The 17698-nt window shown below is 56.9% G+C and carries 18 protein-coding genes; 5 read left to right on the forward strand and 13 right to left on the reverse strand.

What is annotated here, in order from left to right:
- The first annotated feature begins 8 nt into the window (after positions 1 to 8).
- From ACX3P5_RS04805 to tatE, 4 genes are all read left to right on the forward strand, one after another.
- Positions 9 to 896 (forward strand): ABC transporter substrate-binding protein, encoded by an 888-nt coding sequence (locus ACX3P5_RS04805; protein ID WP_336754855.1) that lies wholly within the window; start codon positions 9 to 11, stop codon positions 894 to 896.
- The gene (locus ACX3P5_RS04810; protein WP_233984935.1) at positions 893 to 1849 is read left to right on the forward strand and encodes an amino acid ABC transporter permease; all 957 of its coding nucleotides are present in this window, start codon (positions 893 to 895) and stop codon (positions 1847 to 1849) included. Before ACX3P5_RS04805 ends, ACX3P5_RS04810 begins: the two co-directional genes overlap by 4 nt.
- Positions 1846 to 2616: an amino acid ABC transporter ATP-binding protein gene (locus ACX3P5_RS04815; protein ID WP_233984934.1), complete on the forward strand. Its 771-nt coding sequence runs from the start codon at positions 1846 to 1848 to the stop codon at positions 2614 to 2616. The genes ACX3P5_RS04810 and ACX3P5_RS04815 overlap by 4 nt, the downstream gene beginning before the upstream one ends.
- A 107-nt stretch (positions 2617 to 2723) precedes the next feature.
- On the forward strand, positions 2724 to 2927 hold the full coding sequence (gene tatE / locus ACX3P5_RS04820) for a twin-arginine translocase subunit TatE (protein ID WP_094119626.1): 204 nt from the start codon (positions 2724 to 2726) through the stop codon (positions 2925 to 2927).
- A 107-nt stretch (positions 2928 to 3034) separates the two neighbouring features.
- Here the strand turns inward: tatE and lipA are convergent, their stop codons facing one another.
- The 13 genes from lipA to leuS form a co-directional block, all read right to left on the reverse strand.
- A complete protein-coding gene (gene lipA, locus ACX3P5_RS04825; protein ID WP_094119627.1) occupies positions 3035 to 4000 on the reverse strand; it encodes a lipoyl synthase in 966 nt (321 codons plus the stop codon).
- A gap of 169 nt (positions 4001 to 4169) precedes the next feature.
- Positions 4170 to 4829, reverse strand: a complete 660-nt coding sequence (gene lipB, locus ACX3P5_RS04830) for a lipoyl(octanoyl) transferase LipB (RefSeq protein WP_233984933.1) — start codon at positions 4827 to 4829, stop codon at positions 4170 to 4172.
- Positions 4830 to 4910: 81 nt separating this feature from the next.
- Positions 4911 to 5174, reverse strand: a complete 264-nt coding sequence (gene ybeD, locus ACX3P5_RS04835; RefSeq protein WP_094119629.1) for a DUF493 family protein YbeD — start codon at positions 5172 to 5174, stop codon at positions 4911 to 4913.
- A 99-nt stretch (positions 5175 to 5273) separates the two neighbouring features.
- A complete protein-coding gene (dacA, locus tag ACX3P5_RS04840) occupies positions 5274 to 6485 on the reverse strand; it encodes a D-alanyl-D-alanine carboxypeptidase DacA (protein WP_031377759.1) in 1212 nt (403 codons plus the stop codon).
- A gap of 123 nt (positions 6486 to 6608) precedes the next feature.
- A complete protein-coding gene (rlpA, locus tag ACX3P5_RS04845) occupies positions 6609 to 7685 on the reverse strand; it encodes an endolytic peptidoglycan transglycosylase RlpA (RefSeq protein ID WP_458968360.1) in 1077 nt (358 codons plus the stop codon).
- Between the two features lie 10 nt (positions 7686 to 7695).
- A complete protein-coding gene (mrdB, locus tag ACX3P5_RS04850; RefSeq protein WP_233988208.1) occupies positions 7696 to 8808 on the reverse strand; it encodes a peptidoglycan glycosyltransferase MrdB in 1113 nt (370 codons plus the stop codon).
- Positions 8809 to 8816: 8 nt separating this feature from the next.
- A complete protein-coding gene (mrdA, locus tag ACX3P5_RS04855) occupies positions 8817 to 10721 on the reverse strand; it encodes a peptidoglycan DD-transpeptidase MrdA (protein WP_233984931.1) in 1905 nt (634 codons plus the stop codon).
- Positions 10722 to 10755: 34 nt separating this feature from the next.
- Positions 10756 to 11226 (reverse strand): 23S rRNA (pseudouridine(1915)-N(3))-methyltransferase RlmH, encoded by a 471-nt coding sequence (rlmH, locus tag ACX3P5_RS04860; protein WP_031377197.1) that lies wholly within the window; start codon positions 11224 to 11226, stop codon positions 10756 to 10758.
- 3 nt (positions 11227 to 11229) lie between these two features.
- The gene (gene rsfS / locus ACX3P5_RS04865) at positions 11230 to 11547 is read right to left on the reverse strand and encodes a ribosome silencing factor (RefSeq protein WP_233984930.1); all 318 of its coding nucleotides are present in this window, start codon (positions 11545 to 11547) and stop codon (positions 11230 to 11232) included.
- Positions 11548 to 11639: 92 nt separating this feature from the next.
- The gene (nadD, locus tag ACX3P5_RS04870) at positions 11640 to 12284 is read right to left on the reverse strand and encodes a nicotinate-nucleotide adenylyltransferase (protein WP_233984929.1); all 645 of its coding nucleotides are present in this window, start codon (positions 12282 to 12284) and stop codon (positions 11640 to 11642) included.
- Positions 12277 to 13308: a DNA polymerase III subunit delta gene (gene holA, locus ACX3P5_RS04875; protein ID WP_458968361.1), complete on the reverse strand. Its 1032-nt coding sequence runs from the start codon at positions 13306 to 13308 to the stop codon at positions 12277 to 12279. Before holA ends, nadD begins: the two co-directional genes overlap by 8 nt.
- The gene (gene lptE / locus ACX3P5_RS04880) at positions 13305 to 13904 is read right to left on the reverse strand and encodes an LPS assembly lipoprotein LptE (protein WP_233984927.1); all 600 of its coding nucleotides are present in this window, start codon (positions 13902 to 13904) and stop codon (positions 13305 to 13307) included. Before lptE ends, holA begins: the two co-directional genes overlap by 4 nt.
- Before the next feature lie 14 nt (positions 13905 to 13918).
- Positions 13919 to 16501: a leucine--tRNA ligase gene (gene leuS / locus ACX3P5_RS04885; protein WP_233984926.1), complete on the reverse strand. Its 2583-nt coding sequence runs from the start codon at positions 16499 to 16501 to the stop codon at positions 13919 to 13921.
- Between the two features lie 222 nt (positions 16502 to 16723).
- Between leuS and ACX3P5_RS04890 the strand changes: the two genes are divergently transcribed.
- Positions 16724 to 17206, forward strand: coding sequence for a zinc ribbon-containing protein (locus tag ACX3P5_RS04890; RefSeq protein WP_458968362.1), 483 nt, complete (start codon positions 16724 to 16726; stop codon positions 17204 to 17206).
- Positions 17207 to 17698 lie beyond the last annotated feature (492 nt).

A 17698-nucleotide genomic window follows, 5' to 3' on the forward strand; every position in this document is an offset into this window, starting at 1 on the left:
GACGAACCATGACTAACAGAGTGACCGCATTAACGCTGGCGCTGGGACTGACCGCAGGCCTGGCGCAGGCTGCCGACACCCTTCCGACCCAGACGGTCGATCAGGCTTTACACGATCGTTTGCCGGAACAGATCAAACAAGCGGGACGGATGATTTCCGTCAATAACGGCTCGTTTCCGCCCTATGAGATCGTCAATGGCCCGCACTCAATGGAGGGCGCATCGGCGGATCTCACTACTGCACTGTCGCAGCTGCTGGGCGTGAAGATCGATCATGCCACGGTGAGTGGCCTGTCCGGCGTGCTGACCGGGATTAACGCGGGCCGCTATCAGCTGGCCATCGGCCCGATTGGCGATTATCCGGATCGCCAGCAGAAGGTCGATTTTATCGATTTTGTGCAGGAGTTTGTGGTGTTTGGCGTACAGAAGGGCAATCCGGCGCAGATCAATCAGCTTGAGGATACCTGTGGCAAACGCATTGCGGTGATGGCGGCGGGATCGGCGGAACAGGTGATACGCCAGCAATCCGCCCGCTGTACGGCCGCCGGAAAACCGGCGGTCACGGTGCAGGCCTTTACCGATCAGCCGTCGTCGATTCTGGCGGTGCGCTCGAAACGTTCGGATGCTTTTTTCTCTTCACAGGCGCCACTGACCTGGTTTGTTAATCAGGCCAAAGGTCAGCTCGAACTGTCAGGCAAAGGACAGAAAAACGGCTTTGGTGACATTTTCCAGGGAACCGTGGTGCCGAAGGGATCACCGCTAGGTGGCGTGGTTCTCGATGCCTATAAGGTGCTCTATCAGAACGGTACCTATGCCGCCATCATGAAAAAATGGCAGCTGGAGGGCAACATGACCGCAGCGCCCGGGCTGAACCTGGCCAGACAGGAGGCGAAATGAGTCTGATTCGCCACGATTCGCCGATCAGGGAAGAGCGGCGCGATGAGGCGCAACTGCGCGACGTCGCTTTCGCTCGCAGCGCACCCGCCTATGGACGCTGGATCAGCTGGATTGTGGTGCTGGTGGTCGGCTCCAACCTGCTGTGGCTGGTGATGACCAACCCCAATTTTGAATGGCAGGTGGTGCTGAAGTGGTTCACTGAAGGCTCGGTGCTGAAAGGGTTACAGGTCACGCTGGGACTGACGGTGATCTCAATGGTGCTGGGCACGCTGCTGGGGCTGCTGTTAGGCGTCTGGCGGCTCTCTGATAACCGGCTATTGCGTGGCATCGCCGGGCTCTATATCTGGTTTTTCCGTGGCACGCCGCTGCTGGTGCAGCTGATCTTCTGGTACAACCTTTCCACGCTGTTTCCCGCGTTGTCGCTGACGCTGCCGTGGACCGACATCACTCTGGCCAGCTGGAATACCAACGATCTGATCACTCCGCTGACCGCCGCTATCGCCGGACTGGCGCTCAATGAAGCCGCTTATATGGCTGAAATTATTCGCGCCGGACTGCTGTCGGTGGATAACGGCCAGGTAGAAACCACCCAGGCATTTGGTATGAGCCGGGCGCGGGCGCTGCGACGAATTATTATTCCTCAGGCGATGCGGTCGATCATTCCGCCTACCGGCAACCAGCTGATCAGTATGATCAAGGCGACGTCGCTGGTCAGCGTGATTGCGATGGGCGATCTGCTCTACTCAGTCCAGGCGATCTACAACCGGACCTTTGAAATTATTCCGATGCTGATGGTGGCGGTTATCTGGTATCTGCTGATCACCTCAATCCTCAACCTCGGGCAATCCGCCATTGAGCGCTATTACGCGCGCGGTACCCGTCGGGTGACCAGCGTAGCGAAGCGCCCGTCGCCACGAAACAACAGCGTACCGCGACAGAAGGAGGAGCAATGAGCCAGACAGAACCGTTAGTCTGCGCGCGTAACGTGCAGAAGCGTTACGGCGACAATCAGGTGCTGAAGGGGATCGATCTTGATGTCTGGCCCGGTGAGGTGGTGGTGATCCTGGGACCGTCGGGATCGGGTAAATCGACCTTTCTGCGCTGCATCAACCATCTCGAAGAGATGAATGGGGGATCGATTCGGGTGGGTGATGAGCAGATTGGCTACGTGCTGAAACGCAATCTGCTGCACCGTTTGTCGCCGCGTCAGATCGCCCGTCAGCGGCAGAAGATTGGCATGGTGTTTCAGCAGTTCAATCTCTATCCGCACATGACGGTGCTGCAGAACATCATTGAAGCACCCATTGGCGTCCATAAATTTCCGCGTCAGCAGGCGCTGGAACATGCCCGATCGTTACTGGCAACGGTGGGGCTGAGTGACAAGGCGGATGCCTGGCCGCGCCATCTGTCGGGCGGTCAGCAGCAGCGTGTGGCGATTGCGCGCGCGTTAGCCATTAAGCCGCAGCTGATGTTGTTTGATGAACCGACGTCGGCGCTGGACCCGGAACTGGTGGGCGAAGTGCTGGCGACGATGCGCACGCTGGCCGATCAGGGATTGACGATGATAGTGGTGACCCATGAGATCAGTTTCGCCCGTGAGGCGGCTGACCGGGTGGTGTTTATGGATGGTGGCGTGGTAGTGGAGCAGGGCACGCCAGCAGAGGTGATTGCTAATCCTCAGCATCCCCGCACTCAGGCATTTCTCAGCCGTTTTATCTGATACTGAGGCCAGTGCGATCTTACTCTGTTACAGATTGCAGTTGTCGCGGCAGGCAAACTGCGCGTAAATAACAGTCACCGTTATTCGCTGAAGTTGAAAGGTTAAATATGGAAGGTATCAGTATTGCCAAACTGCTGATCATCGGTGCGCTTATCGTACTGCTTTTTGGCACCAATAAGTTACGTTCTCTGGGTGGCGATCTGGGCTCCGCAATCAAGGGCTTCAAGAAAGCCATGAAAGATGAAGACACCAGCGCAACCCGGACCACGGCTGAAGACGTACCGGCCGATCGCGTCGTCCATAAAGATTAATCGGTTATTGGCTGAAAATAACTGTTACTTTTTATGTCTGACCGGCATTAAAAAACCAGACTGCTGCCAGTCTGGTTTTTTTATCTTTGCCGATCAGCAGCGCGAGCTTATTTAACTTCCAGCCCTTTCGCCTGCATATCCGCATGATAAGAAGAGCGGACAAACGGGCCGCAGGCTGCATGGGTAAAGCCCATCGCCATCGCTTCTTCTTTCATCTCATCAAATTCCGCCGGGCTGACGTAGCGCTGAACCGGCAGGTGATGACGGCTGGGCTGCAGATACTGGCCGAGCGTCAGCATAGTCACGCCGTGACGACGCAGATCGCGCATCACTTCGACGATCTCTGCATTGGTCTCACCCAGACCCACCATCAGACCCGATTTGGTCGGAATATCAGGATGCGCTTCTTTAAAGCGCTCCAGCAGTTTCAGTGACCACTCATAGTTAGCGCCAGGACGAACCTGACGGTAGACGCGCGGCACGTTTTCCAGGTTGTGGTTAAACACATCCGGCGGCGTAGCGGTCAGAATTTCCAGCGCGCGATCCATCCGGCCACGGAAGTCAGGCACCAGGGTTTCAATTTTAATGGTCGGATTCTTTTCACGGATCGCACTGATGCAGTCGGCAAAGTGCTGAGCACCGCCATCACGCAGATCGTCACGGTCAACCGAGGTGATCACCACGTAACGCAGACCCATATCAGCGATGGTCTGTGCCAGTTTGCCCGGCTCGTTTGCATCGGGTGCGTTAGGCCGGCCATGCGCCACGTCGCAGAATGGGCAACGGCGGGTACAGATCGCGCCGAGGATCATAAAGGTGGCGGTGCCGTGGTTGAAGCATTCGGCAAGGTTAGGGCAGGAGGCCTCTTCACAGACCGAGTGCAGCCCATTTTTTCGCATCGCGGCTTTAATGCCCTGAATACGACTGGAGTCAGCAGGCAGCTTGATTTTCATCCATTCCGGCTTACGCAACATCTCTTGCCGTTCAACGGCCACGGTTTTCACCGGGATCAGCGCCATTTTGTCTGCGTCACGATATTTGACGCCGCGTTCCATCTGAATTGGTTTACTCATAAATCAGCAGGTTCCGGTCGGATTGCGATTTGAAAGCGTTCTCACTCAACCCGAGAAGGGTGCTTTCAACTTTATTTGAAAAAAGTGCAAAAATTATATCATCTCATCGCCCCGGAAGCAGCCACCGTCAGCGCGGATAAGTTACATATTTGTAAATTCGCATTCAGCGTTAAGGCTGAAGCGGCAAATCTTCCTCTGACCATTCAACATTTTCATAACCTGTCAGACGGGCAAATGCGTCAACCAGCGGGGCCTGAACCTGTTCCAGCCGGATGTCTGGCTGAAACTGCTGCAGCTGGGTCATGCTCATGCCCGCATAGCCACAGGGATTGATTCGCGAAAAGGGTGCCAGATCCATGGCGACATTCAGCGCCAGACCGTGAAACGAGCAGCCTTTACGGATCCGCAGTCCGAGTGAACAGATTTTTTGTTCACCCACATAGACGCCAGGCGCGTCGGCACGCGCACGGGCATTGACGCCAAATCCGGCCAGGGTAGCAATCACCGTCTCTTCCAGCGCGGTTACCAGCTGGCGTACGCCTAGCTTGCGGCGCTTGATATCAATCAGCACGTACATCACCTGCTGGCCCGGTCCATGATAGGTGACCTGGCCGCCACGGTCGCTCTGCACCACCGGAATATCGCCGGGCATCAGCAGATGCTCCGCTTTTCCTGCCTGGCCCTGGGTAAATACCGCAGGATGTTCCACCAGCCAGATCTCATCGCGACTCAGGCTGTCGCGCTGGTCGGTATAGTGATGCATGGCGTCGGAGACGGATTGCCAGTCGCGTAAACCTGACCGGCGGACGAGAAGGGTTTCAACTGACAAAACGATGGCCCGCTTTAACAAATTAAGCTGAGAATAACGTCGGCAAACCGTCCGGGTAAGACGCTTCGCCGACTCTGCAAATCAGAGCACCATGCGTACGATTTCAATCTGGCCCAGCTCTTCGTACAGGCGTTCAACCTGCTCGATGTGGGTGGCGGTAATGGTGATGTTTACGGAGTGATAGTTGCCCTTGCTGCTCGGCTTGACTTCAGGACTGTAGTCGCCGGGCGCATGGCGTTGCACCACTTCAACCACTTGATCAACCAGCTCCGGTTGCGCCAGACCCATTACTTTGTAGGTAAACGGGGTAGGAAATTCGAGCAGTTCATTCAGTTTGGTTTTCATATTGACTCCGGTGCATAAAAAAAGACTCCCGCCTGAGCGGGAGCATCATAATAACCTGTAATGGGGGCGATGGGGTGACTTTTCAACCACCCACTACGCTTAGCCGAACCAGTGATGGAACATCAGTTTGATGTAGTCCACGATGCGGCTGAAGAACCCGCCTTCCTGAATCTCATTTAACACCACCAGCGGACGCTGTTCGATGGTTTTGCCATCCAGCTGGAAGTTAATGCTGCCGACGACCTGATTTTTCTTCAGCGGCGCGTGCAGCTCGGTGTTGTTCAGCACATAACTGGCTTTCAGATCTTTCATCCGGCCGCGCGGAATCGTCAGGTAGGCATCTTTCTCAACGCCGAGCTGGACGCGATCGTTGTCGCCAAACCACACCGGCTCAGAGGCGAACTCTTTGCCCGCTTTCAGCGGTGCGACAGTTTCAAAGAAGCGGAAGCCCCACGTCAGCAGTTTTTTGCTTTCGGTTTCGCGGCCTTTGTAGGTGTGACCGCCCATTACCGCGGAGATCAGACGCATCTGGCCTTCGGTAGCTGAAGCCACCAGGTTGTAACCGGCCGCATTGGTGTGACCGGTTTTAATGCCATCCACGTTCAGGTTGGTATCCCAAAGCAGACCGTTACGGTTCATCTGGCGGATATTGTTGAAGGTGAACTCTTTCTCTTTATAAACAGCGTACTCTTCCGGCACGTCGCGGATCAGCGCCTGACCAATCAGTGCCATGTCGCGCGCCGAGCTGTACTGACCTTCGGCATCCAGACCGTGTACCGTCTGGAAATGGGTATTCTGCAGGCCAATCGCTTTGACGTAGTTGTTCATCAGATTAACGAACGCATCCTGGCTGCCGGCGACATAGTCAGCCATGGCGACACAGGCGTCGTTACCCGACTGCAGCACAATCCCACGCGTCAGCTGTGAAACCGGAACCCGATCGCCTGGCTTGAGGAACATCAGCGATGAACCTTTAAACACCGGATTACCGGTTGCCCAGGCGTCCGGACCAACGGTGACCAGATCGTCCTGATGGATTTTGCCCGCTTTGACTGCCTGGCCAATCACGTAGCTGGTCATCATTTTGGTCAGACTGGCCGGATCGCGACGGGCATCGGCATTCTTTTCCGCCAGCACTTTGCCCGAGTTGTAGTCGATAAGGACATACGCTTCGGCATCAATGTCCGGTACGCCCGGAATCATGGTCTTGAGATTGACGTCATCAGCAATAGCGGCATGGCTGAGAGAGAAGGCGATCAGTGATCCCACTGTCAGGCGTTTCAGCAAACGAGATGATTTCAGCGTGTTCATGTGTAGGACTACAACATCCGTGGTTTTGAGGTTAAGTAAATCATTCATCATACCCAATGGCCGTCTGGACCGCATCGGGCAGGATGATTGGGTTGTTAGCAGACGTAACGGTAAACCGTTCAATCAGCGACGCGTACTGGTAATAAATGAGGTCGTCTGGCCATCACTGCTCAGACGCTGTTGCAACGCGGCCGCTTCGGCACGGGTCGGATAACCGCCGAGCTGGACGCGATAGACATTGCCCGCGGTTTCCACCGTGCCGGGCACGCCATAACGCTGGCTCAGGCTTTTCATCAGTTGCTGCGCCCGCGCCGGATCGTTCAGCGCGCCGACCTGCACCACATAGCCACCAGCGGCTGGGCTGGCAGTCGGTGCCGCGCTGGCTGCTGCGGCTGCCGGTGCGGCCGTCACCGCAGGCGCGGCGGCGGGTTCATTGCCTTCCAGCACGCCGGTGGCTAACGGCTGAGGTGCGCCGAGGAAACCACTGCTCTGTACCGGTGCGCCCATGTTGTCACTGCTCTGCAACGTGCTGTTGCTGATCGCCTCGACGTTTTGCGGTGCAGGCTGGGAAGCTGCGGCGCTGCCGCCGTTCATCACGGCACCTCCGCTGAGATCCGGGCGGGCCGGCAGGGAATAGCTCTGTTTCGCGACCACCGTTCCGATGGTGCCGGGACCGGAAAGCGTCCCATCCGGCGCGACCTTAATGTAATCAACGCGGACCCGTGAATTATTGGAGATATTGAGGCGATCCCCTGCGGCGCGCGACAGGTCGATGATGCGGCCTGGCGTATAAGGGCCGCGATCGTTAACCCGCACCACAATCTGACGACCATTAGCGATGTTGGTGACGCGCACATAGCTCGGCAGCGGCAGCGTAGGGTGCGCGGCGGTGAGCGCATCCGGATCATAGGCTTCGCCGGTAGCGGTGCGATTGCCCTGGGCTTCTTCGCCGTACCAGGTGGCGAGGCCCACTTCACTGTAGTTCGACGGATCTTTAATGATGCGGTAGTTTTTGCCGTTGACGCTGTAATCCTGGCTGGTGCCAGGATTAATCGGCTCATAGCGTGGCTCAACGCCTGGAATCTCCACCACCGGGCCATTATAAGCCGGTTGTGGCGGCGCGGTATTTTGGGGTTCCGGCGTGGTACAGGCTGCCAGAACCAGTGATGCCAGTGCAACGCCAAGCCATTCCTTACGCATCTGCTGCCTCTTAAACACTTTTAGATAACATTTTTCGGTGAGTATGGATCGACATCACAATGCCAAATCCCGCCATGAGCACGATAAGCGCGGAGCCGCCATAACTGACCAGCGGCAACGGCACGCCAACTACCGGTAAGATACCACTAACCATGCCAATGTTAACGAAAACATAAACGAATAAAATCAGCATTAAACCGCCAGCCATTACCCGACCAAAGGTGGTTTGCGCCCGGGCTGCCACGATCAAACCGCGCATGATCAGCAGCAGATAGAGCGCCAGCAGAACCAGCACGCCCACCAGCCCTAACTCTTCGGCCAGCACGGCAAAAATAAAGTCAGTGTGGCGCTCCGGCAAAAACTCCAGCTGGGACTGGGTGCCCTGCAGCCAGCCTTTGCCCCGCAGCCCGCCGGAACCAATCGCAATTTTCGACTGAATAATATGGTAACCGGCGCCCAGCGGGTCGCTTTCCGGATCGAGCAGCATCATCACGCGGTCACGTTGATAGTCGTGCATCAGGAAGAACCACAGAATCGGGATAAAGGCCGCCACCAGCAGCACCGCAACGCCAATCAGTTTCCAGCTCATGCCGGACAGGAACAGCACAAACAGTCCCGAAGCGGCAATCAGGATCGAGGTGCCGAGATCGGGCTGCGCCGCCACCAGCAGAGTGGGCACAAAAATCAGGATCAGTGCGATACCGGTATTCTTCAGGGTTGGCGGGCAGACGTCACGGTTAATAAAGCGCGCCACCATCAGCGGCACGGCAATCTTCGCGATCTCCGACGGCTGAAAACGGACGATACCGAGGTCGAGCCAGCGCTGCGCGCCTTTACTGATCTGGCCAAACGCATCCACCGCAATCAGCAGAATGACGCAGATGATATAGAGGTAGGGCGCCCAGCCTTCGTAGACGCGCGGCGGCACCTGCGCCAGCACAATCATGATCACCAGCCCCATCGCGATCTGACCGATTTTGCGTTCCATCATGCCCGGGTCCTGACCACTGGCGCTCCAGATCACCACGGCGCTGTAAATCAGCAGGCCGAGAATCACCAGCATAAACAGCGGATCAATATGGATGCGGGTCCAGATTGATCGTTTCTGCGGACTATCGTTCATCGACATGTTTATTCACCTTCATAGCCGGGCGGCGTGGGGGCGGCGTCCGGCAGGACAGTATTGTTATCACCTAACATGATGTGATCCAGAATCTGGCGCATAACGGTACCCACAGCCGGTCCGGCGCCGCCGTTTTCCAGGATAATGGTCACCGCGACCCGAGGCTTGTCATAGGGAGCAAACGCGGTCATCAGCTTATGGTCGCGTAATCGTTCGGCAATTTTATGTGCGTTATAGGTTTCATTCTCTTTCAGGCCAAACACCTGCGCCGTTCCCGATTTGGCGGCGATTTTATAGGGTGCGTCAGCAAAGCTCTTGTGCGCGGTGCCGTTAGGGCGATTTGCCACGCCATACATGCCGTCTTTGGCAATTTCCCAGTAGCCGGAATGAATGTCGCCAATCGGCGTGGCTGGCGGCTGGCGATAGGGCACCAGGGTGCGTCCTTCGCGGGTCGCGCGCAGCATGTGCGGCACCCTGATCACGCCGTCGTTAATCAGAATCATCATCGCTTTGTTCATCTGCAGCGGCGTCGCCGTCCAGTAACCCTGGCCGATGCCCACCGGGATGGTGTCGCCCTGATACCACGGCTTTTTAAAGCGTCTGAGCTTCCAGTCACGGGTTGGCATGTTACCGGCGCTCTCCTGCGGCAAATCGATGCCGGTACGGTTGCCGTAGCCAAACTTGTTCATCCATTCCGATAGCCGATCGATGCCCATGTCATAGGCAACCTGATAGAAGAAGGTATCGGCAGACTCTTCCAGCGCTTTGGTGACGTTCAGCCGGCCGTGGCCCCATTTTTTCCAGTCACGAAAACGCTTCTCAGAGCCCGGCAACTGCCACCAGCCCGGATCGAACAGGCTGGTATTGCGGTTAATGACGCCAGCACTTAGCGCAGAGACCGCCACATAAGGTTTCACCGTCGAGGCGGGAGGATAAGCGGCCTGAATGGCACGGTTATACAGCGGTCGGTTTTCATCGCTGAGCAGGCCGCGATAATCCTTGCTGGAGATACCGTCGACAAACAGGTTCGGGTCATAGCTGGGGGTAGAAACCATAGCGAGGATCTCGCCGGTACGCGGATCGCTGACCACCACGGCGGCGCGACTGCCGGTCAGCAGCGTTTCGATATACTGCTGCAGCTTCAGGTCGATGGTCAGGTAGATATCACGGCCCGCCTGCGGCGACTCTTCGTGCAACTGACGGATCACCCGGCCACGGTTGTTGACTTCAACCTCTTCAAAACCGGTTTTGCCATGTAGCAGATCTTCGTAATAGGCTTCAATGCCCAGCTTACCGATGTCGTGCGTGGCTGCGTAGTTCGGCCATTTCCCCTCTTTATCGAGGCGGGCGACGTCACGATCGTTAATTTTTGACACATAACCGACCACGTGCGTCAGGGTCTGGCCAAACGGGTAGTAGCGGCGCTGATAGCCTTTAACTTCAACGCCGGGAAAGCGGTACTGATTAACGGCAAAGCGCGCGACCTGCACTTCGTTCAGGCCAGTCTTCACCGGAATAGAGGTAAAACGACGCGAGCGTTTGCGCTCTTTTTGAAAGTTTTCGAGGTCGTCGTCGGTGAGTTCAAGAATCGGGCGCAGATTATCCAGCGTCTGCTGCAGATTATCGACTTTTTCCGGCACCAGTTCGGCCTGATAGATGGTGCGGTTCAGCGCCAGCGGCGTGCCGGTCCGGTCATAGATAATGCCGCGGCTGGGCGCAACCGGCACCAGCTTGATGCGGTTTTCGTTTGAGCGGGTGCTGTAATCGTCAAAGCGTAAAATTTGCAGGTGGTAAAGGTTAACCACCAGCACGGAGGAGAGCAGTAAGATCCCGACGAAAGCGATAAATGCCCGGCGGACAAAGAGTTTCTGTTCGGCACTGTAATCGCGAAAGGCGTTGCTTTGTAATTTCATCCGCTACTTGTCATGTCTGATGTGGGCTGATCGGTCATTCACGATGATAAGGATGATTTGTCGTTATGCTCCATGCACGATACAGGCTTTCGGCCACCAGCACGCGCACCAGCGGATGGGGCAGCGTCAATGCTGACAGTGACCAGCTCTGTTCGGCCGCCGCTTTACACGCCGGGGCCAGACCTTCAGGACCGCCAATCAACAGGCTGACATCGCGACCATCCAGCTTCCAGCGTTCAAGCTGCTGTGCCAGCTGCGGGGTTTCCCACGGATGTCCGGGAATATCCAGCGTCACGATGCGATTGCCTTTGCCGACCGCCGCTAACATCGCCTCACCCTCTTTTTCAAGGATGCGTTTAATGTCAGCATTTTTGCCGCGTTTACCCGCGGTGACTTCGGTCAGCTCCAGCGGCATATCTTTCGGGAAGCGGCGCAGATACTCCATAAAACCGGTCTGCACCCAGTCAGGCATTTTGGTGCCGACGGCAACAAGTTGCAGTTTCACCGGTTAGCCCCAGAGTTTTTCCAGCTCATACAGCTGGCGACTCTCTTCCTGCATCACATGCACGATGACATCACCGAGATCAACCACAACCCAATCTGCTGTGCTTTTGCCTTCAATGCCTAACGGCATCAGGCCAGCTAAACGCGACTCCTGCTCAACGTGCTCAGCGATCGAGGTGACGTGACGCGTGGAGGTGCCGGTGCAGATGATCATGAAATCGGTGATGCTGGATTTGCCCTGAACGTCGATGGTGACAATGTCCTGGCCTTTGAGATCATCAATCTTATCAATAACGAACTCTTGGAGTGCTTTACCTTGCAAAAGGTTCCCCTCTAAAACTGGTGGTGACGAGCCGGCTGTAAGCCCGGATTATGCAGCCAAAAAATTAAGCGGCGTAGTATAGCATGCCCGGATCAGTCGCGATATAAGCCTGCGCGGTCGATATAATCGATAACCGCAGCGGGCAGCAGGTCGTCGCAGGATTGATGATGATGGCGACGGCGACGGATCTCGGTAGCGGAGATGTCAACCAGCGGCGTTTCTGCCAGCCAGATATGGCCAGCGGGCTGAAGATGGAGCTGTTGTACGTCATGCGTCACATGCTGATCGAGCCAGCGCTGCATCTCTGGTGACGCCATCTGCGTCGGATAGCCCGGCCGCTGGCACACCAGCAGATGACAGAGCGTCAGCAGATCCTGCCAGCGATGCCACTTTGATAAGCTGAGCAGCGAATCCTGACCGATGATAAAGCCCAGCGGTTGCCGGGCACCGCGCTCGGCACGCAGGTTTTCCAGCGTGGCCACGGTCCAGGAAGGCGTATCGCGCTTCAGTTCGCGGGTATCAATGTCAAACAGCGGCAAGTCGGCGATGGCGCAACGCAGCATATCGACCCGCTGATCCGCGCTGGCTTCCGGCTGCGGACGATGCGGCGGGACGTTGTTGGGCAACAGCGTGACTTTTTGCAGCCCGGTCTGCTGCGCCAGCGCTTCAACCGGACGCAGGTGGCCGAAATGAATCGGATCGAAGGTGCCGCCAAACAGCGCGTGTAACTCAGACATGGGCGAAGCTCGCGGGAAACGCGCGGCTGCTGAGCAGCAGCGTCAGGGTTTGCAGCTGCGGCCAGACCGGCTGACCGTAATCCTGCTTTAAGGTGATCTCTATCTGACTCAGCAGATGAATAGCGCGTTGCAGACGCACCGCATCCAGCCGTTGCAGCGCCTCCGTGAACAGGGCACGGCGATTCTGCCAGATGCGCTGCTGATCCATCAGCGTACGCAGCGGCTGTTGTGTTTGATGGCGTTGCAGATGCAGCAGCGTCAGTAAGTCGCGTTGCAGAGTACGCAGCAGGATCACCACTTCGCTCTCTTCCCGCTCCAGCTGATGCAGGATGTGCAACGCGCGGCGACTTTTGCCCGCCAGCACGGCATCAACCCAGTGGAAAGGGGTAAAGTGCGCCGCATCGCTGACCGCTTCTTCAACCCGTGGCAGCGTCAGTTTGCCATCCGGCCACTGTAGCGACAGCCGCTCCAGCGCCTGGGCCAGCGCCAGCAGATTGCCCTCATAGCAGTAGCACAGCAGCTGAATCGCCGCGTCATCCACCGCCAGCTTCAGCGCTTTGGCGCGGTTCGCCACCCAGCGCGGCAGTTGTGCCTGTTCCGGGGTCTGGCAGGGGACTAACACGGCGGAAGCGGAAAGGGCTTTAAACCAGGCGCTGTTTTCCTGCGCTTTGGTCAGCTTCGGCATCCGGCATATCAGCAGAATATCGGCATGCAGCAGTTGTGACAGTTTAACCAGCTGCTCAGCCATCGCCGCATTCGGGCCATTGTCGGGGAATTGCAGGGTGAGCGTCTGCCGCTGGGCAAACAGACTCAGCGACTGACAGCTGACGAACAGGCTCTCCCAGTCGGTCTGGGCATCAAGACTGACGCTGAAGTGCTCTTCAAAGCCCTGCGTGGTGGCGGTTGCCCGGATCGCGTCTGCGCTCTCCTGCAACAGTAAGGGTTCGTTACCGGCTAACAAATAACAGGCGCGCAGCCCCTCACGGAGCTGCGCGCTGAGTTGCTCAGGATAAATCCTGATCATTGCAGACTGGTGGCAGAGGAAGAAGGGACTTCCTCTGAGTCCTGACCCGGCACCGGAATTGTCGTCTGGCGCAGGGTGTCTTTATTGTTGAGCTGGGCGGCATGAACCGTCAGCAGCTTACGCACCAGCTGTTCGGCAGCACGCTGACGCATCTCCTGCGTAATCATGTCCTGCTCAGCATCTTTCGCCAGCGCCGCATTCGGGTTATCGAAGAACGAACGATAGACCGTGGTGCTGATCGGATAGATACCTTTGCCCGGCAACAACACCTGCGCGGTAATGGTCATCACCAGCTGGTACTCGGCGGCGGTACCAGTGATAAAGACCGACGCGGTATCGCGGCCCTGCAATTCGCTACCCAGACGCAGCGTCGGGATATCGGTGCGGTTCTGCTTGCTGTCCTCAACAATGCGCACATTGTTGATACGCAGCTGCTGACGAACGGTACGCGCCAGTGGCCCGTAAGGATCGCCGGTAGAAACAATCAGGGTTTTCAGTTCACTCGGCACCTGGGTGGTGCCGCGTGGATGAAAACCACAGCCAGCGGTGATCACCACCGCCAGCATGACAAACAACCTGATAATCGGATGTCGCACAGTTCCTCCTGAACTTAACCCACGACCAGGTTAAGCAGTTTGCCCGGTACATAAATGACTTTACGAATCGTCACGCCGTTCAGGTACTTCGCCACCAGATGCTCCTGGGCAGCGCGTGCCTGAACCTGTTCCTGTGTGGCATCGGCCGGCACAGTAATTTTACCGCGCACTTTACCGTTAACCTGCACCACCACCAGCAGTGAATCTTCCACCATTGCGGCTTCATCAGCAACCGGCCACGCGGCTTCATCAATCGTGCCTTCGCCACCCAGCGTCTGCCACAGCACATAGCTGGCATGCGGAGTGAACGGATAGAGCAGACGGACGATCGCCAGCAGCGCTTCCTGCATCAGCGCACGATCCTGCTCGCTCTCCTGTGGCGCGCGCGCCAGCTTGTTCATCAGCTCCATAATGGCGGCAATGGCGGTGTTAAACGTCTGACGACGGCCAATGTCATCCGCCACTTTGGCGATGGTTTTGTGCAGATCGCGACGCAGCGATTTCTGCTCATCATTGAGGCTGGCGACGTCGAGCGCTACGGTAGCGCCTTTCTGCGTATGGTCGAACACCAGTTTCCAGACGCGCTTCAGGAAGCGGTTAGCGCCTTCTACGCCTGATTCCTGCCACTCCAGCGTCATATCAGCCGGCGAAGCAAACATCATAAACAGACGTACGGTATCGGCGCCGTAACGCTCGACCATCAGCTGAGGATCGATGCCGTTGTTCTTCGACTTCGACATCTTGCTCATGCCCGCATAGATCACCTCGCGGCCCTGAGTATCAACCGCCTTGATGATGCGGCCTTTCTCATCGCGTTCCACGTTAACGTCGACCGGAGAGACCCAGTTACGCTCGCCGCTGGCACCCAGGTAATAGAAGGCGTCGGCCAGTACCATACCCTGACACAGCAGGCGTTTGGCCGGTTCACTGGAGTTAACCAGACCGGCGTCACGCAGCAGTTTGTGGAAGAAGCGGAAATACATCAGGTGCATGATGGCGTGTTCAATCCCGCCCACATACTGATCGACCGGCAGCCAGTAGTTCGCCGCCGCCGGGTCCAGCATGCCATCTTTGTAGTCTGCACAGGTATAGCGCGCGTAGTACCAGGACGATTCCATAAAGGTATCGAAAGTGTCGGTTTCACGCAGCGCTGGCTGGCCGTTCACCGTGGTTTTTGCCCACTCCGGATCGGCTTTGATCGGGCTGGTAATACCGTCCATCACCACATCTTCCGGCAGGATCACCGGCAGTTGGTCTTCTGGCGCAGGCATGACCGTACCATCTTCCAGCGTGACCATCGGGATTGGCGCACCCCAGTAACGCTGGCGTGAGACACCCCAGTCGCGCAGGCGGTAGTTCACTTTACGCACGCCCACGCCTTTTGCGGCCAGCGCTTCGGCAATGGCGTTGAAGCCGGCGGCATGATCCAGACCGTTAAATTCACCTGAGTTAAACAGCGCACCTTTCTCGGTCATCGCCGCAGTGCTGACGTCTGGCACGCTGCCGTCAAGGTTCAGGACCACGGGCTTGATCGGCAGATCGTATTTGATGGCAAATTCCCAGTCACGCTGATCGTGTGCCGGAACCGCCATGACCGCGCCGGTGCCATATTCCATCAGCACGAAGTTAGCCACCCAGACCGGGATGGGCTCGCCGGTCAGCGGATGGATAGCAGACAGGCCGGTAGCCATGCCTTTCTTCTCCATGGTCGCCATTTCCGCTTCAGCCACTTTGGTATTGCGACATTCGGCGATAAAGTCAGCCAGCGCCGGGTTATTCACCGAAGCCTGGGTAGCCAGCGGGTGACCGGCCGCTACCGCGACATAGGTCGCACCGTAAAAAGTGTCCGGACGGGTGGTATAGACGGTGACTTTTTCTTCACTCTCCGCCACGTCAAAAGTGATTTCTACCCCTTCAGAGCGGCCAATCCAGTTACGCTGCATGGTTTTGACCTGCTCAGGCCACTCTTCCAGCGTATCAAGGTCGTTCAGCAGCTCTTCGGCGTAATCGGTGATTTTAATAAACCACTGCGGGATCTCTTTGCGTTCAACTTTGGTATCACAGCGCCAGCAGCAGCCATCAATCACCTGCTCGTTAGCCAGCACGGTCTGGTCATTCGGGCACCAGTTCACCGCAGATGTTTTCTTATACACCAGGCCTTTTTCATACAGCTTAGTGAAGAACCACTGTTCCCAGCGATAATATTCCGGCTGACAGGTCGCCAGTTCACGGCTCCAGTCATAACCAAAACCCAGCAGTTTAAGCTGGTTTTTCATGTAGGCGATGTTGTCGTAGGTCCAGGGGGCCGGTGCGGTATTGTTTTTGACCGCCGCGCCTTCCGCAGGCAGACCGAAGGCATCCCAGCCGATCGGCTGTAGCACGTTTTTGCCGAGCATACGCTGATAACGCGCGATTACGTCGCCGATGGTGTAGTTACGAACGTGGCCCATATGCAGGCGACCAGAAGGATAGGGCAACATGGAGAGGCAATAGTATTTTTCTTTGCCTTCCTGCTCAGTCACTTTAAACGTTTCGTTTTCATCCCAGTGCTGCTGCACACGGGATTCAATCTCTTCCGGGCGGTATTGCTCTTGCATGGCTGCCTGTGGTCCTTAATGAATAACACTTTGCTGATATTAAGATCCGCATAGCATACCCATAAGGCTGCGCATCAACAACACTTCCCACTTTTGCTGGCGCGATTTCTGCGGAAAGCGTCAATGCCTTCACCCTTTTGTAATTCCCTGTACAGACGACACGGCAAACAGCGCAAAGCGACTAAACTTACTGCAGCGATGATCTACATAAAGGAGAACAAAATGAATAAAGTGGCTCAGGAATATCGCGAGTCGTTAGCGGTGCTGACCGAACGGCTGCGTCAGGGCGATCGGAATATTGATAGTCTGATTAGCGAACGGCGCAGCCAGCTGATGACGCGTCCGGATCTGACCACCGCTGAGGTCGATCAGGCGCTCAGCTCGGTGCGCCGCGATTTAGAAGAATTTGCACGCAGCTATACCGATGTAGAAGAACCGCTGGCCGATTCCATGTTTATGCGGATTATCCGCGAAAGCGTCTGGAAAGAGCTGGCGGATATCACCGATAAAAGCCAGCTTGAGTGGCGTGAAGTGTTTCAGGATCTGCATCACCATGGCGTCTATCAGAGCGGCGAGGTGGTGGGGCTGGGCAATCTGGTATGTGAAAAGTGCCAGTTCACCCGGGCGATCTACACGCCGGAAACCCTGTCGCGCTGTCCGGAGTGCGGTCACGATCAGTTTCAGCGTCAGCCATTCGAACCCTGAAAAAAAGGTGAGCTACCTGGCCTGATGCCTGTCAGTTAAGCGACCGGTGATAACGCAGTCTGGTGCCGCTCAGGGGCTGGCGGTCCTCGCGCCGCTGCGCGGTGCCTTCACTTCATTCCTCTGCCTGACGGACCGGCGGGGATGGCACATCCTGTGCCGCCCCGCCTTTCGCCCGCGTCCTGCGGGCTCTCCTGGCAGACTCATTCAGCTCAGCGCTGCGGATTGCCTGCCCCTGATCGGCCCCAGCCTGCTCTGAGGCTTCAGTGTGTGCTGTTAAAAAGGGCACAAGAGTGGAGGCTTGGGCGCCTCTGCTGCGGAAAGGGCTATCCGCAGCGCTGAGGCGTGACGTTGGGCCAGAACGCCGCGCCGGGAAGCGTGGAGAGTTAGGGCCGGCCAGGGAAGGCCGATCCCCGAACGGTTCGTCGGCACGACGTCAAAGCCGAAGGTACCGCGTGAGCGGCGCGAGGACGGCCCGGCAGCAGCAGCGGTGCT

It is taken from the genome of Pantoea sp. S-LA4 (assembly GCF_054482835.1).